Raw genomic sequence first — 14822 nt, forward strand, 5'->3', positions numbered from 1 at the left:
CTCCTTTGGCTAGACGGGGTTCTCGCTCGTGCGTGAGATGATGCTGGTACCAGAGCGGCGCGCCAGCGAAACCGCAAGGTGGTTGATGGCATAGTTCACGAGGATGTAGAGAATCGCGACGACAAAGTACACCGAGACGAGCGCGTCGTAGTTGGTGATGAGCACGCGCGCGTTCTGCAGCATGTCGGGGAAGCTCACCACGTAGGCGACGGTGGTGTCCTTCACGACAACCACCAGCTGCGAGATGAGCGAGGGGATCACGTAGCGCACGGCCTGCGGGAACACGATCTTCATCGTGACTTTCATCTTGCGCATGCCCAGCGAGTACGCAGCCTCGGACTGCCCCTTGGGCACGGCGTTCATGCCGCCGCGGAAGACCTCGGCAAGGACGCCGGAGGCGGCAAGGCCAACCGGCAGCGTTATCATCCAGAACGAACTCATCTTCACGCCGTAGGTGGGAACCACCAGGAAGAAGAAGTAGATGAGAAGAAGGCTCGGCACGCCGCGGAAGAAGTTGATGATCACGCGGCACACGGCCGAGAGCACGCGAGACGAGCTCATGCGGCCAAGCATGAGCAAAAAGCCCAGCACGATGGCGATGACGCCGGCGGTGAGGGAGACCTCGATCGTTCCCAGAAAGCCTCGGCCAAGGAAGATCCACGTGGTCGGGCGCGTGAAGAGCTCCCAGTAGCGCGGGGCAAGCTGCCCCGTGATGTAGAAGCGCCGGACGACAAGGCAGATGCCCGCGGCAACGAGCACCAGCGAGACGGCCGTCCAGAATCGGATGCGCCTGCGCGTGCGAGGACCGGGTGCCTCGTAGAGCGCGTCACGCATGGAGGTCTTTGTTGCACTCATCGGGCGATCCTCACCTTCTTGTCAATGGCGTTGCCAACAACGCCAATCACAAACGCCGTGCCGGCGTACATGAGGGCAGAGATCACAAAGGGCACAATGCCGCCGACGGTTCGCGTGTTGATGTAGGAGACAACCCCCGTGAGCTCGGGTGGCGAGAGCGGCACCTGAGAGCCTAGGGCGGTTGTCAGCAGAACGGCAACCGCAAGGTTGGTCATAGGCAGCACAGCGGAGCGGAGCGCCTGCGGGATAACAACCAGGCGCAGCATCTTGCCAAACCCCATGCCAAGCGAGCGCGCGGCCTCTATCTGCCCCACGCCAATGGTGTTGATGCCGCTCATGAAGTTCTCGGAGCCAAAGGCCGAGGCGACGAGAATCACCGTGACAATCACGCAGAGGCGATAGTCCATCACGAGCTTGAGGTACGGCAGCGCGTACACCAGGATGATAAGGAGCGAGATGCCCGGGATGTTGCGGAATATCTGCACGTAGAGATCACCCACCACGCGCAGGGGCTTGATGGGACTCACGCGGAACACGGTGATGATGAGTGCCAGAAGCATGGCGAAGACAAACGACACAAGCGACATCCACCACGTGCCGAGAAGCGCTTGGACGTACATGTCTCCGTACTCAGAAAGAAGCTCCGAGATGCTCAAGGCTCCCCCTCTCCAATAATGAACCAAGGCCCCCCGCGCCTTGCGACGCAGAGGGCCCGTACCAGACGTTATCTGGTGTTAGGCGCCAATTGCGGGCGGCTCGGGAACCTTATCGATGCCCGTGCGGTCACCGATGCAGATCTTCCAGAGCTTAGCCCAGGTTCCCTCGTCCTCGATCTTCTTGAGCCAGGTGTTTACGAACGTGACTCCATCAGAGTCGAGCTGCAGGCCAATGCCGTAGGGATCCTCGGGGCCGAAGGAGTCGCCGGCGAGACGATACTTGCCGGGGTTCTTGACGATGGAGCTCATCTGCATGGTGGCATCGATGACGTAGGCGTCAACGCGACCCTGCTCAAGAGCGGTGCGGGCCTCCTCGTCGGTGGTGAACTCCTGGACGGTCGCAGTGGGCGCGTACTCTGCGACAATGCTGGGGCCAGTGGAGCCGGACTGAGCGGCCACGGTCTTGCCGGCGAGGTCGTCGACGGAGTTGATGTCGGTGTTGTCGGCCAGCACGAGGATGCCCTGCTGCGTGGAGTAGTACGGACCAGCGAAGGAGATGACCTCCTTGCGCTTGTCGGTGATGGAGTAGGTCGCGAAGACGGCGTCCACCTGGTCGTTCTGGAGGACGGACTCACGGGTGTCAGACGTCACCTTGGTGAACTCGTACTTGGACTCGTCGCCCAGGATGTAGCGGACGAGCAGTTGCGCAAGGCCAGCGTCAAAGCCACGGAGCTTGTTGTCCGTCTCGTCAAGCGAGGCAAAGAGCGTGGAGGTCTGGACGCCGCCCAGGCGGAAGCTGCCTGCGTCCTTGATCTTCTTGGCCCAGCTGCTCGAAGCGACCGTGGCGTCATCGGCAACCTCGCCAGCGGCGAGCAGGCCGTCGAAGGCCTCCTTGTCAATCGCTGTCGAGGCAGTGGAATCGGTGCTCGACGAAGCGTCGGACGAGGTGCCAGTAGTTGCGGCGGAATCGGAGCTGGTGTCGGTGCAGCCAGCAAGGGCAACAACACCCGCAGCGGCAACGCTGCCAAGGCCGAGACGAATTGCCTGGCGACGGCTCACGGAAGTGCTCGAAAGTGACTTCATAAGAGTCTCCCCTCTCTAGGCGGTGCGATGATCCCTCTCCCACCCCTCCGAGGGCAGCACTGACAGGGACATCTCTCGTTTTCCTAGTGTACCAATTGGAATTGATACCTTCTCGAACGGAATTCCGATAGCTAACCATTTGGAAACCAGATACCGGAACCCTATGTCTATACCCCAAAACAAAGTCGTTACTAACCCTAACGCAAACGCAGGGCCGAGGAGCTCGACCCTGCGCGATGACTTGGCGTGTTCAGATTGTCTTTCTAGGCGCGCTGCTGGCGAATCATCCAAAGAGTCTTCGAGAGGTTGGCAATGTAGTCGTCCATGAGGGCGCTCACCAGGTAGTTGCCCTCCTCATCTGCAGCAATCTTAATTGCGGTGACCTCATCGAGAAGTGCCGAGAAGTCGCCAAGGACAATCTCGAAGACCTGCGAGCTCCGAACGGGAGCGTCCTCGCGCTCCTTGATGCTTGCCGTGGCGAGAACCTCGCCCAGACTTGCGATGGGCTTGCCGCCCAGCTGCAAGATGGTCTCGGCCACGTCGTCGACAATGGGAAGCAGGGAGTCGTAGAGCTCCTCGAGCTTGGCATGGACCTGGAAGAAGTCGCTGCCCGAGATGTACCAGTGAAGGTTCTGGAGCTTGTGGTACTCGACGGTGACGTTAGCGAGAAGGTGGTTGAGTCTGGTTTCCATGATGTCCTCCTGTTAGTGTTATTAGTACTTATTACTAATTGCTGTAATCAGTATTCCACAGGAGGGTGACATTATTAATGAGATTTATTCCTATTAATGTTCTACACAACTTGCGCACAAAAAAGGGAGCCACCCAAAGGCGGCTCCCCAATGACGCACGTAGGCTCGGCACGCAGCCGATGAGACCGTCCTACTCGGCAGCGGGCTCAGACTCAGCCTCGGCAGCCTCGCTCTTCTCGGCAGGCTTGTCGCTCTCGGGCAGAGGCTTGACCTCAACCTCGGTGCCGAGGGTCTCGGCAGCGGCCTTCATGGAGAGAGAGATGCGACGACGGTCGAGGTCGATCTCCATAACCTTCACCTGGACGGTGTCGCCAACCTGGCAGACCTGCGAGGGGGCATCCACGTGGCTCTTGGCCATCTCGGAGATGTGAACCAGGCCCTCGACGCCCTCGCCAAGGTCGACGAAGGCACCAAAGGTGACGAGCTTGGTGACCTTGCCCTCAACGATGGCACCCACGGGATACTTCTTGACGAGCGTACGCCAAGGATCCTCGGTGGTCTGCTTGAGGCCAAGGGAGATGCGCTCGCGGTTGAGGTCCACGTCGAGCACCTGGACCTCGACCTCCTGGCCAACCTTGACGACCTCGGAGGGGTGGTTGACGTGGTTCCAGGAGAGCTCGGAGATGTGAACCAGGCCGTCGATGCCGCCGAGATCCACGAAGGCGCCGAAGTCCACGATCGAGGAGACGGTACCCTTGAGGCGCATGCCGGGCTTGAGCTTGGAGAGAATCTCCTGGCGCTCGGCCTTGCGGGCCTCCTCGAGCACGACACGACGAGAGAGGACGACGTTGTTGCGGTTGCGGTCCATCTCGATGACACGAGCCTCGATGCGGGTGCCCAGGTAGGCGTTGAGATCCTTCACGCGGCGAAGGTCAACAAGGGACGCGGGCAGGAAGCCGCGAAGACCGATGTCGAGGATAAGGCCGCCCTTGACGACCTCGATGACCTCGCCCTCAACGGTCTCGCCGGAGTTGAACTTCTCCTCCACGCGGTTCCACGCACGCTCGTACTCGGCACGCTTCTTGGAGAGGACGAGACGACCCTCCTTGTCCTCCTTCTGAAGGACAAGCGCCTCAATCTGGTCGCCCAGAGAGACGACGTCGGCGGGGTTGACATCCTTGCGGATGGAGAGCTCGCGAGCAGGAATGACGCCCTCGGACTTGTAGCCGATGTCAAGCAGGACCTCGTCGCGCTCGATCTTGACGACGGTTCCGGTGACAAGATCGCCCTCGTCGAAATCGGTAACAGTACCGTCGATGAGGTTGTTCATCTCCTCGTCGGAAATATCATCCAGCGCGAAGACGGACGAGTTCTGAATCTCACTCAAAGGTGGACCCCTCTCGAAACGGGGCCCCGGTCGTCATGGTCTGCGCTTCCGCGCTCGCGCACGAACGCTTAGGCGAACTTACATGCTCTCGGGGGCCGACAGATACGCTGCATGGCGGACGCGCATGCAATGGATAGATTAGCCTGTTCATAGCCATAATTTCAAGCGTCAGGTGGCATTTTTTCTAAATGCCATGAGACAAAGGGACTGTCCCTTTGTCTCATGTGAAGGGGCGCGCCGTGCCGGATGGCAGGCGCGCCCCACGAAGGCGTTGCGGTTATGCGCTCCTTGCTTCTAGACCGCAAGGATCGTGGTGAAGTACCCCACGATGGAGATGACGAGCATGAGCAGCATCATCTTGCCGGCAGACCAGTTCTTCTTGACCATGAGCCAGTAGGTCACGAAGGAAATGATGAGCACCGGCAGCTCGGGGAAGATCGAGTCCAGGATATCTGCGATGTTGATCGTGAGATCGCCGCTGGTGTAGACAAGGCCAATGTTGAACTTGGCGTACTGCGCGCAGATGGCACCCACGACAATGAGGCCAACTACCTCGGCGGCACGGGTGACCTTGTCCTTGATGCCACCCGAGAGCACGAGCTCTGCAGCGTTGGCGCCGGCCTTCACGCCGTAGGAGAACAGGAACCAGGTGAGCGGCAGCATGATGGCCAGGAAGACCACGATGTAGAAAATCGGGCCGGTGACCTCGCCGTTGGGCGACATGCCAAGGGCGATGGAAAGCAGGATCGGGATCAGCGTGCCGGGGAGTAGCGAGTCACCAATGCCGGCGAAGGGACCCATGAGCGCGGTCTTGATCGAGTTGATGAACTCGGAGGAAATCTCGTCGTTGCCCTCTGCCTTGCTTGCCTCCATGCCGAGGACGATACCGGGGACGATGCTGCCCAGGTACGGCTCGGTGTTGAAGAAGACCTCGTGGCGCTCGAGCATCTCCTGCTGGGCCTCGGGATTGCCAGGGTAGAGGTCCTCGCGGACGTCGGCCAGCATCTTGATGATGGCAGGGCCCTGCATCCTCTCGAAGTTCTGCACGGACAGGTTGTAGAACATCCAGTCCCAGTACGCGCGGCGAATGGCGCTCTTGCTGAGCTTCTTGGCGCCGCCCATCTCCTGATCCTCAGTGGTGATGTCGTTTGCCATGTCTACTCACTCCTCTCGGGGGCAGCGGCGGCATTGGTGCCGCGGTAGTCGAGGTAAGCAATGCCCAGGGCGAAGATCACGATGGTGACCATGCCGAGCTTGAGCACGGACATGAGCGCAAAGCCTACGCAGAAGAGGATGAGGTCGACGTCACGCTTGCAGATCATGCGCATGAGGAGCATGAAGCCCACGAGCGGCAGCATGTTGGCAAAGATCTGGAGGATGTCGGTCACCTGGACGGGCAGGGCGTTGACAAGCGCGGTGATGAGGTCCTGACCAAAGAAGTTGATGAGAAGAATCGGGAAGAAGCGCAGCACGAAGTTGGTGATCTGGCCAACGATGGGGATGCGTGCGGCGGCATCGAGCTTGCCGGACTCAACGTCGGCATCCTGCTTGTGGACAAAGTACAGGTTGATGGCGCACAGGCCATAGACGGCGAGGACGCCGAGAGATGACAGCGGCACGGCAAGCGCGAGCGCGTACTCCTTGCCGGCACCGGCGACCATAGCCAGCGGGATGCCAATCCACGCGGCAAAGTTGACGTCGGCAGGCATCGTGCCACCAGGGGTCACGAGGCCAATGTAGAGCATCTGGATGGCAGCGCCCATGATGATGCCGGTCTGGACGTCACCAAGGATGATGCCGATGATCATGCCTGAGACCAGCGGCCGGCCGATCGTATACCAGCCTGCGAGTCCTCCTATGAGCACCGGCGAGTAGATGGAGCCCATCCACCCAAACAGTGCCAGGAGCAATGCCTGTAGAAAACTCATGGCAATACCTTCCTTTCCTCTGACACCAGGACCTATCCCGCCGTGGCGGGATCTTGCTCAGGCCTAGGTCCGCGCACGGAACCTAGAACCTGCCCTTCACGTCGTCCCACTCGACGACGGGTTGGCTGGGAACCTGCTGGAAGAACACGTGGGCACCCTGGTCCACGACGTCCTTCACCGCCTGCGCCTCGTCGGGCATGAGGTGGGAGGTGGGGGTCACCTCCGTGGTACCCTTGCGCTTGGACATGGGGCCAACGTTGAGCTCCTTGGGAAGCTCGGGTACCTTCTCCAGCAGACGCTTGTACGTGATGGGAGACTTCATGAGCACGAGCGTGCGAACGTCGTCCCCCATGGCCTTCTCGATGAGCGGCGCCGCGTCGTCCACCGTGTAGACGCCAGCCTTCATGTCGGCCGGGACGGCGGCCTTGAAGACCGAGCGGAGGATCGAGTTGCTCGCCGTGAGGTCATCGACGACGACGATGCGCTCGATATGGTTGCCCTTCACCACGACGGTCATGCACTGGCCGTGGATGAGGCGGTCGTCGCACCTAACGAGAACTACCATGCTTACCCCTTCCCTTTTCGCGCCTTCGCGCGCGACATGCCGTGGTTTGGCCACGGCCCCATGACCTGTGCGAACCCGGTCAACCGGTGCACAGGAGCATGCCCCGTACCTGCGCGGTCATGATGCGTGACATCTCCCGCGAGGTCTGGCTCACAACGACGACCCTGGGAAGCTCCCCGGAGACGCTTCCTGCCTTGGCGATGTCTCCCAGGTCGACGGGAACGCCTGCGAGCAGGGCCTCCTCGCCGGAGCCCATCATGAAGATGGCATCTATGGTGAAAAGCGAGGTGAGGATCGAGAGGACGTCGACGAGGCGGTCGACGATCGCGCCCTCGGGCTCGCCGCTATTGGCGAGGGGTCGGCTTATCTCGGCATACGAGCCGTTTCTCAGCGGAAGGCGCTTCCCGCCCTGGGCGATGCCCACGAGGACCTCGGAGCCAAGGCTCACGAGCAGGTGGTTCTCGCTCGCCTCCTCAGACTCGTCGTGAAGGATCTTGTACTCCGCACAGTCCTCCGCACGCTGCTCGAAGGTGGGAACCCCGAGGCAGCGCGAGAGTGAGTCCGCGAGGCCACGGACGGCGTCCCAGGAATCATCGCAATGAAGAATGCCCACAGCGCGAAGCGTCTTCTCGAACTCCGCGTCAGAGCGCGAGAGATGCGCCGCAACCACACGCGGGAGGTCCGCCGGGGCAAAGTCTCCCTCAAGCGAGATGGGCTCGGTGCAGGGCTCGAGCGCCATGTCATACTGGTAGAGCGTGGCGCCACGGTACGTGAGGCCCACGATGGCAATGCGGCCATAGCTCGCGTTCACCATAACGGGGATGCGGCTCCTGCCCTCCGTGCGCACGCGGGCGGTGTCCTCCGCGAGCACGCCAACCGTCATGAGATAGGCGACGTTGCGCGTGACGGTTGCCGGAGAGAGACCGCTCACCTGGGCAATCTCGATCCGCGAGAGGGGACCGTGGTCGACGAGCGCACGCATGATGCGAGCGCGGTTGGCATCCGCGACGAACTCCGTGCCACCCGACATGCGCCCACCTCCAAGGAGAACCAAGCCCCGCACCAGACACCAGAGCCCTGTACCAGAACCATCCGCGCGCTCTCGCGCTCTTGCGTCCTGTTATAGCCGCACTTATTTTCTGCATGAAAATATATAGGTTTCCGGAAGATGAACGTAGTGTGAAGCCGCCAGCGGTCAAATTGGAACGCGAGCGGACTGGCTCGGCTATCACGTAGGGTAATGAGATGGATGCGCGTAGCCTAACATGTGAACGTAATGTTTTGTTGGGCTGCAAAGGGGTACGAGGGCATGGTCACGAGCAAGACAGGGAAGGAGGTCCGGGCAGCATGATCAAGGCGGTTCTCTTCGACCTCGACGACACCCTGCTTGACATCAACTTCACCGCGTTCATGACCCGTTATGTCGCCGGTCTCTCTGGGCTTATCGGCGATATCTCCCGCACGCCGGCGCCGCTCATGGGTGCCCCCTTCATGAGGAGCTATCTCGCGCTGGAGGACCAGGCTCGCTCGGACGACCTCACCAACCGCCAGCTCTTCGTCCGCGAGTTTCACGCCCTCACTGGCATCCCGCTTGACGACCCTGTAATCGCGGACGCAATCGACTTCTACGAGCGCGAGGTCGTGCCCAGCATGCGCGGCGGCATCGTTGCGGCACGCCCGCAGCGCGGGGGTCGCGCCGCCGTCGATATGGTGCACGAGCTGGGTCTCACCTGCGCGCTCGCGACAAACCCCGCCTTCTCAGAGGCGTGCGTCGAGGCGCGCATGGACTGGGCGGACGTCTCGCCAACGGACTTCTCGCTTGTCTCGAACTGGGACAACTCGCGCAGGCTCAAGCCAAACGCCCGGTTCTACCAGGAGTTTGTCAACGCGCTCGGGCTCACGTGCGACGAGTGCCTCATGGTGGGCAACGACTCGCGCCGCGACTTCCCCCATCCCGACTGCGGCCTTCGCACCATCTACGTTGGCCACGCGTGGCCGAGGCGCGCCGTATGGCATGGCCCCATGTCACGGCTTGCCCGCGAGCTGCCCAACATCATCCGGAGGTTTGACGGCGAGGAGTCCAACAAGCGTGACATCGGCTCCCTCTAGCGCTACCGTTTCCTCCAACCGCGCGCGAAGCCGCGCACAACGACGGCTGGAGGGCCCATGGACCGCAGCACCTACGACACCTATCTGGACATCCTGGGGCGTGAGCTTGTCTGCGCCCTGGGCTGCACCGAGCCCATCGCCGTGGCCTACGTTGCTGCCCTCGCCCGTGACGCACTGGGTGCCATGCCGGAGCACCTCGAGATCTCTTGCAGCGGCAATATAATCAAGAACGTAAAGAGCGTGACGGTGCCCAACTCGGGCGACCAGCGCGGCATTGAGGCCGCGGCTACGCTTGGTGCCGTTGGCGGGGACGCCACGCGGGCGCTTGAGGTGCTTGAGGGCGTAGGCGAGGAGGACCGCCGGCGCACGCGGGAGCTTGTCTCGGCAGGGTTCTGCTCGGTCTCTCTCGCCGAGGGCGTGCCTAACCTCTACGTGCGCGCGGTTGCCACAGCCCAGGGTCATACCGGCGTGGCGTGCGTGGCCGGCAGGCACACCAACGTGGTCGAGCTTGCGCGCGATGGGGCGACCGTTGGCGTGGATGGGGTCGCGCCGAGCGAGCAGGACACCTGCGAAACCGACGGCGAGCCGGAGGAGCCGGGCCTCTCGTCCCTCTCCCTCGAAGGAATCTGGGAGTTTGCGCACGAGGTCGACGTCGAGGACATCCGCGAGATGGTCGAGCGCCAGGTGGAGCTCAACGGCGCCATCTCGGACGAGGGACTCTCGGGCGACTGGGGTGCGCGCATTGGGAAGACGCTCCTGCTCACACGGCCGGATGACATCTCCTGCCGTGCGCGGGCGGCCGCGGCGGCAGGCTCTGACGCACGCATGAGCGGCTGCGCCATGCCTGTGGTCATCAACTGCGGGAGCGGCAACCAGGGCATCACGTGCTCGCTGCCGGTAGTCGAGTACGCCCGCTACCTGCGGGTGCCCCACGACGAGATGCTGCGCGCCGTGGCGCTCTCGGACCTCACCGCCATCCACGCCAAGCGATTCATCGGCGAGCTCTCGGCGTTCTGCGGGGCCGTGACCGCAGCTACCGGCGCGGGTGCCGCAGTGTGCTACCTGCGCGGGGGCTCCTTCGGGCAGTACCAGGCGACCATCGCGAACACGCTTGCCAACGTGGGCGGCATCGTGTGCGACGGGGCCAAGCCCAGCTGCGCGGCAAAAATCGCTGCCGCGGTGGATGCGGCCATTCTCGGCTGCGACATGGCCCTGGCAAACGTGGACTTCAGGCCTGGCGAGGGCCTTATCGGCGAGACGGCCGAGGAGACCATTCGTTCAATGGGCTACGTTGGCCGCGTGGGCATGCACCCCACCGACGTCGAGATCCTCAACATCATGATTGGCAAGACCGTCTGCTCGTGAGACAGAGGGAGTTCCCTTTGTCTCATCCCACCAGACGGTAGCCGGCCTCCTCGACGACCTTGCGGTATGTCTCCTCGTCGATGGGCGACTTCGAGCGCACGTGCGCGCGACCGCCCGCGAGCGAGACCGTCGCCCAGGTGCCGTCGACAGAGTCTAGGGCGCGGGTGACATTCTCCACGCAGTGCTCGCAGCTCATGCCGCCAATCTCAAGATCTGCCTGGTAGGGATAGTGGTTCTCGTCTGTGTCCTCTATCGTGCGGGCGCGGAACTGCTTGCCTGCAGACTTCTTCGCGCCACTGCAGCAGTCGCGCGTGCCCGTTGCTGTGCCAACAAAGCGACGGATGGCAACGGCGAGAATGGCGACGACTGCCGCAACGAGAATGACGTCAATCGGCTTCATGTGATGTTCCTCTCTTTGTGGTTGAGGCGACCTATAGTTAACCATAGATAACTATAGCACCGAAAAGCGCACACGCCTCCCCCTACAAGAAGGGGCTCCCCCACAAGAAGGACGACGGACCATGCGAGAATGGCGCCTTCGGTGAAAAATGGCGCTCGAAGCCCCGTTGTTGCAGCAATCGCCCACGGGACGATTCCTCCGGCGCCAAAATGACGCCGGAGAGGACTTCTCGTACGGGATACCGTCGGAACCCCTTGCTCCGGCGCCCGTTTCTCGCCGGAGGGCAGACTTTCGCAGCGCTTGCGCACTAAGTCTCGGCTCTGGCGTCAATTCCTCGCCGGAAGGCAGGTTTTCTCAGTAATGACCACCAAGCAATACCCACCGGCGTCACGTGAACCGCGTAAGCACCAAGCGCCTATACGTCCGCGTCCGAGAAGCCCTCGTCCTCCGCGAGCGCGTCACCGTCCGCCGCCGTGGTGGCAAGCTCGTCGCAGCGCTCGTTGAGGTCATGTCCCGCATGGCCCTTCACCCAGACAAAGCTCACGTCGTGCGGCGCCATCGCCGCGAGCAGGCGGTTCCACAGGTCGACGTTCTTCACCGGCTGCTTCTGCGAGGTCTTCCAGCCCCGACGAATCCACCCGTCGATCCAGTGGTCGTTGAACGCCTTCACTACGTACTGCGAGTCGGAGTGCAGCTCCACGCTGCATGGCCGAGTGAGCGCCTCCAGTGCGGCGATGGCGCCCATGAGCTCCATGCGGTTGTTCGTCGTGCGCCGATACCCCTGCGAGAGTTCGCGCCTGTGCGTCTGCCCAGCGGGATCCGTGTAGAGCAGCACGGTCCCAAAGCCTCCCGGACCAGGATTGCCTCGGGAGGAGCCGTCGGAGTATGCCACCACGCGCATGCGCGTCTTTCCCTGTGCCACCGTACCCCCTACTTCGCGTCGGCCCACGTAGCGCCAGAGGAGACCTCCGCGATGAGCGGCACCTTGAGCTGCACCACGCCCTCCATAGTCTCCTTGACCAGCGCAGACGCTGCGTCAATCTCATCTACAGGCACCTCGAGGTCCAGTTCGTCGTGAATCTGGAGCACGAGCTTTGAGCGCAGACCCTCCTCGGCAAGGCGCTTCTCAACACGGGCCATGGCAATCTTGATGATGTCCGCCGCCGTGCCCTGCATGGGGTGGTTCATCGCCGTACGCTCGCCAAAGGCAACAAGCTGCTTGTTTCTCTGCTGGAACTCGCGGATGTGGCGCTTGCGACCGTACATGGTGATGGCATAGCCGTGCTCGTGTGCAAAGGCAACGGACTGGTCAAGGTAGGCCCGAACCCCAGGGTACGCCTCGAAGTAGCGATCGATCATCTGCTGCGCTTCGGCGCGTGGGATCTTGAGCGATGTGGCAAGGCCGTATGCCTGCTGGCCGTAGACAATGCCAAAGTTCACGGCCTTCGCGCGGCTGCGCAGCTGCGGCGTAACCTCCTCGACGGGCACGCCAAAGACGCGCGCGGCGGTGGCGGCGTGGAAGTCCGCGCCCTCGTTGAAGGCGGCAATAAGGTGCTCGTCGCCAGAGAGGTGCGCGAGAAGCCTCAGCTCGATCTGCGAGTAGTCGCAGGTGAGAAAGACCGATCCCTCGGGCACCGTGAAGGCAGTCCGCACGCGATGCCCCAGCTCAGAGCGGGTGGGGATGTTCTGCAGGTTGGGATCTGAGCTCGACAGGCGCCCGGTTGCCGCGACCGTCTGGTTGAACGTGGTGTGGATACGGTGGTCGCCCCTGATGAGCGCCGGTAGCGCGTCGAGGTAAGTCGACTTGATCTTGGCGCGCTCGCGGTACTCCAGCACCTTGGCAACCAGCTCGTCCGTCTGGGCAAGGTCGGCGAGGACCTTGGCGTTTGTCGAGTAGAAGCCGCGCTTGGTGCGCTTCATGCCAAACGTGGGCAGCTTGCGTACGTCAAAGAGAATGTGCGAGAGCTGCTGCGGAGAGTCGATGTTGAAGTCCTCCCCCGCCATGGCGTGGATGTCAGAGACCATCTGGTCTATCTCGGCGCCAAGCTCGGCAGACTGTCGCGCGAGAATTGCTGGATCAACAGAGAGCCCCACGCGCTCCATCTGGGCAAGCACCGGCAAAAGCGGCATCTCAATCTTGTTCATGACGTCAGCGGACCCGTCGTCGGCAAGGCGCTGGGCAAGCACCGGCACCAGCAGGCGCGAAGCGACGGCCTCGACGGCAGCCGCAGGCGCCGAGCCCTCCTCGGGAAGCGCGGACGAGAGGAACTGCTCGGCAAGGCCGCGCACCTCAAAGGAGGAGCGGTCGGACTCCAGGAGGTAGACAGCAACGCCCACGTCGAAGATGCGCTCGGGGGCGACGCTCCTTGCCGGCATGCTCTCTGGAAGCGACGAGTCGACCGGCGAGAGCTGGTGGAAGAGCGCCTTGACGTCGCCCGACACGACGTGCCCTTCCGCAAAGGCGAACTTGAGCGCAGCGTCTGCCGCGGCGCCTTCGAAGCGAAGCAAGGTGTCGTCGGACACCGAGACCCACAGCGTGTAGCCCTGCGAGAAGAGCGTACCAGCAGAGGGATCCTCCTCGACGGCGCAGCCGAGCCAGCCCTCCCCCTTTGCAGCGCCCTCCAGGGCAGCCATGGCGGCCTCACCCTCAAGCGGCTTGGGCACCGAGACTTCCGTACCTGCCACGTCACCGGTGTCAACGGCGGTACCAGAATCCGCGTCACCCTTTGTGGCAGCAGCTGAGACACGGCCAGCTCCGCCCCCAAGGCGCGCGAGCCTTCCCGTAAGCCCGGTGAACCCAAGCGCCGAGAAGGCCTTGGTGACCTCGGCGGGATCGAAGGTGGGGAACTTCGCGTCAGAGAGCTCGATGTCGATTGGGGCATCAGTGCGGATGGTCGCTATCTCGCGGGAGATAAGAGCGTCATCCACGTGGGCGCGGAGGTTCTCGCCCATCTTGCCCTTGACCTCATCCGCATGGGCAATGACCTCGTTGAGGTTGCCGTACTTCACGATGAGGGCGGCGGCCTTCTTGGGACCAATGCCCGGCACGCCTGGGATGTTGTCGGAGGTGTCACCCTTGAGGCCGTAGAAGTCCGGCACGAGGTCGGGCGTGATGCCGTGGTAGAGGTCATCGACGCTCTCGGGAGTCATGATCTGGACCTCAGAGACGCCCTTCTTTGTGGAGACGATTTTCACGTGCTCCGTGGCCAGCTGGTACATGTCACGATCACCGGTGAACAGCAGCATCTCGTAGCCCGCTGCCTCGCCGCGTCGTGCGAGGGTACCCAGGATGTCGTCGCCCTCCCAGCCCTCGAGCTCGCAAACCGGCACGTCGAGCGCGCGCAGCAGGTCCTTGACCATGGGGAACTGCTCGTGCAGGGCATCGTCCATGGGCGGTCGCTGTGCCTTGTACTGGGGGAGCTTCTCCATGCGGACCTTTGGCTTGCCCTTGTCGAAAGCGCAGATGATGCCATCTGGATGGAAGGTCTCGACCATCTTGATGAACATGTTGAAGAACCCAAAGAGGGCGTTGGTGGAGCGACCGTCCGGAGCGGTCATGGGCTGCATGATCGCGTGGTACGCACGGTGCATGAGCGAGTTGCCGTCGATAACGGCTATGGTTCGGCGGGCGGTGTCCGCGATATCGATAGCGCCCGGAATGAGTTCCTCGGATTCTGACATGTGACTGTCCCCTCTCGTCTTGGCCCATCCATTTTACCGAGGAGCCAGACGGAATTGGTCACGGCGGAAGGATGAACGGGAGGTGCCCATAGCTTCCCGGA

The 14822-nt window shown here is 62.4% G+C and carries 14 protein-coding genes; 2 read left to right on the top strand and 12 right to left on the bottom strand.

Annotated elements, in window-relative coordinates:
• Nucleotides 1-9 precede the first annotated feature (9 nt).
• The 9 genes from BMX94_RS05810 to BMX94_RS05850 all read right to left on the bottom strand — a co-directional run bounded on the left by BMX94_RS05810 (nt 10) and on the right by BMX94_RS05850 (nt 8196).
• Entirely contained in the window at nt 10-855 is an 846-nt protein-coding gene (locus BMX94_RS05810) for an amino acid ABC transporter permease (protein WP_091004717.1), read from the bottom strand.
• Nucleotides 852-1511, bottom strand: a complete 660-nt coding sequence (locus tag BMX94_RS05815) for an amino acid ABC transporter permease (protein ID WP_091004719.1) — start codon at nt 1509-1511, stop codon at nt 852-854. Before BMX94_RS05815 ends, BMX94_RS05810 begins: the two co-directional genes overlap by 4 nt.
• Before the next feature lie 78 nt (nt 1512-1589).
• A complete protein-coding gene (locus tag BMX94_RS05820; RefSeq protein WP_091004720.1) occupies nt 1590-2594 on the bottom strand; it encodes a glutamate ABC transporter substrate-binding protein in 1005 nt (334 codons plus the stop codon).
• Between the two features lie 263 nt (nt 2595-2857).
• Complete coding sequence (locus BMX94_RS05825; RefSeq protein ID WP_091004722.1) at nt 2858-3286, bottom strand: Dps family protein; 429 nt, start codon at nt 3284-3286, stop codon at nt 2858-2860.
• 190 nt (nt 3287-3476) lie between these two features.
• A complete protein-coding gene (rpsA, locus tag BMX94_RS05830) occupies nt 3477-4673 on the bottom strand; it encodes a 30S ribosomal protein S1 (protein WP_091004723.1) in 1197 nt (398 codons plus the stop codon).
• A 294-nt stretch (nt 4674-4967) separates the two neighbouring features.
• A complete protein-coding gene (locus tag BMX94_RS05835) occupies nt 4968-5828 on the bottom strand; it encodes a PTS system mannose/fructose/sorbose family transporter subunit IID (protein ID WP_286160041.1) in 861 nt (286 codons plus the stop codon).
• Between the two features lie 2 nt (nt 5829-5830).
• A complete protein-coding gene (locus BMX94_RS05840) occupies nt 5831-6601 on the bottom strand; it encodes a PTS mannose/fructose/sorbose/N-acetylgalactosamine transporter subunit IIC (RefSeq protein WP_091004725.1) in 771 nt (256 codons plus the stop codon).
• A gap of 82 nt (nt 6602-6683) precedes the next feature.
• Nucleotides 6684-7166 (bottom strand): PTS sugar transporter subunit IIB, encoded by a 483-nt coding sequence (locus BMX94_RS05845; protein WP_091004726.1) that lies wholly within the window; start codon nt 7164-7166, stop codon nt 6684-6686.
• Nucleotides 7167-7245: 79 nt separating this feature from the next.
• Nucleotides 7246-8196 carry a winged helix-turn-helix domain-containing protein gene (locus tag BMX94_RS05850; protein ID WP_091004728.1) on the bottom strand — a complete coding sequence of 317 codons (951 nt, stop codon included), beginning with the start codon at nt 8194-8196 and terminating at the stop codon, nt 7246-7248.
• 317 nt (nt 8197-8513) lie between these two features.
• On the opposite strand from BMX94_RS05850, the gene BMX94_RS05855 reads away from it, so the two are divergent.
• The gene (locus tag BMX94_RS05855) at nt 8514-9275 is read left to right on the top strand and encodes an HAD family hydrolase (protein WP_091004730.1); all 762 of its coding nucleotides are present in this window, start codon (nt 8514-8516) and stop codon (nt 9273-9275) included.
• A 57-nt stretch (nt 9276-9332) separates the two neighbouring features.
• On the top strand, nt 9333-10640 hold the full coding sequence (locus BMX94_RS05860; RefSeq protein WP_091004731.1) for an L-cysteine desulfidase family protein: 1308 nt from the start codon (nt 9333-9335) through the stop codon (nt 10638-10640).
• Nucleotides 10641-10662: 22 nt separating this feature from the next.
• On the opposite strand, the gene BMX94_RS05865 is transcribed toward BMX94_RS05860, so the two are convergent.
• From BMX94_RS05865 to polA, 3 genes are all read right to left on the bottom strand, one after another.
• Nucleotides 10663-11040 carry a heavy-metal-associated domain-containing protein gene (locus tag BMX94_RS05865; protein WP_091004733.1) on the bottom strand — a complete coding sequence of 126 codons (378 nt, stop codon included), beginning with the start codon at nt 11038-11040 and terminating at the stop codon, nt 10663-10665.
• A gap of 415 nt (nt 11041-11455) precedes the next feature.
• Nucleotides 11456-11941, bottom strand: a complete 486-nt coding sequence (rnhA, locus tag BMX94_RS05870) for a ribonuclease HI (protein ID WP_091004734.1) — start codon at nt 11939-11941, stop codon at nt 11456-11458.
• 29 nt (nt 11942-11970) lie between these two features.
• Nucleotides 11971-14721 (bottom strand): DNA polymerase I, encoded by a 2751-nt coding sequence (gene polA, locus BMX94_RS05875; RefSeq protein WP_091004736.1) that lies wholly within the window; start codon nt 14719-14721, stop codon nt 11971-11973.
• Between the last annotated feature and the right edge of the window lie 101 nt (nt 14722-14822).

Source organism: Olsenella sp. KH3B4 (genome assembly GCA_900111695.1).
Lineage (GTDB): Bacteria > Actinomycetota > Coriobacteriia > Coriobacteriales > Atopobiaceae > Tractidigestivibacter.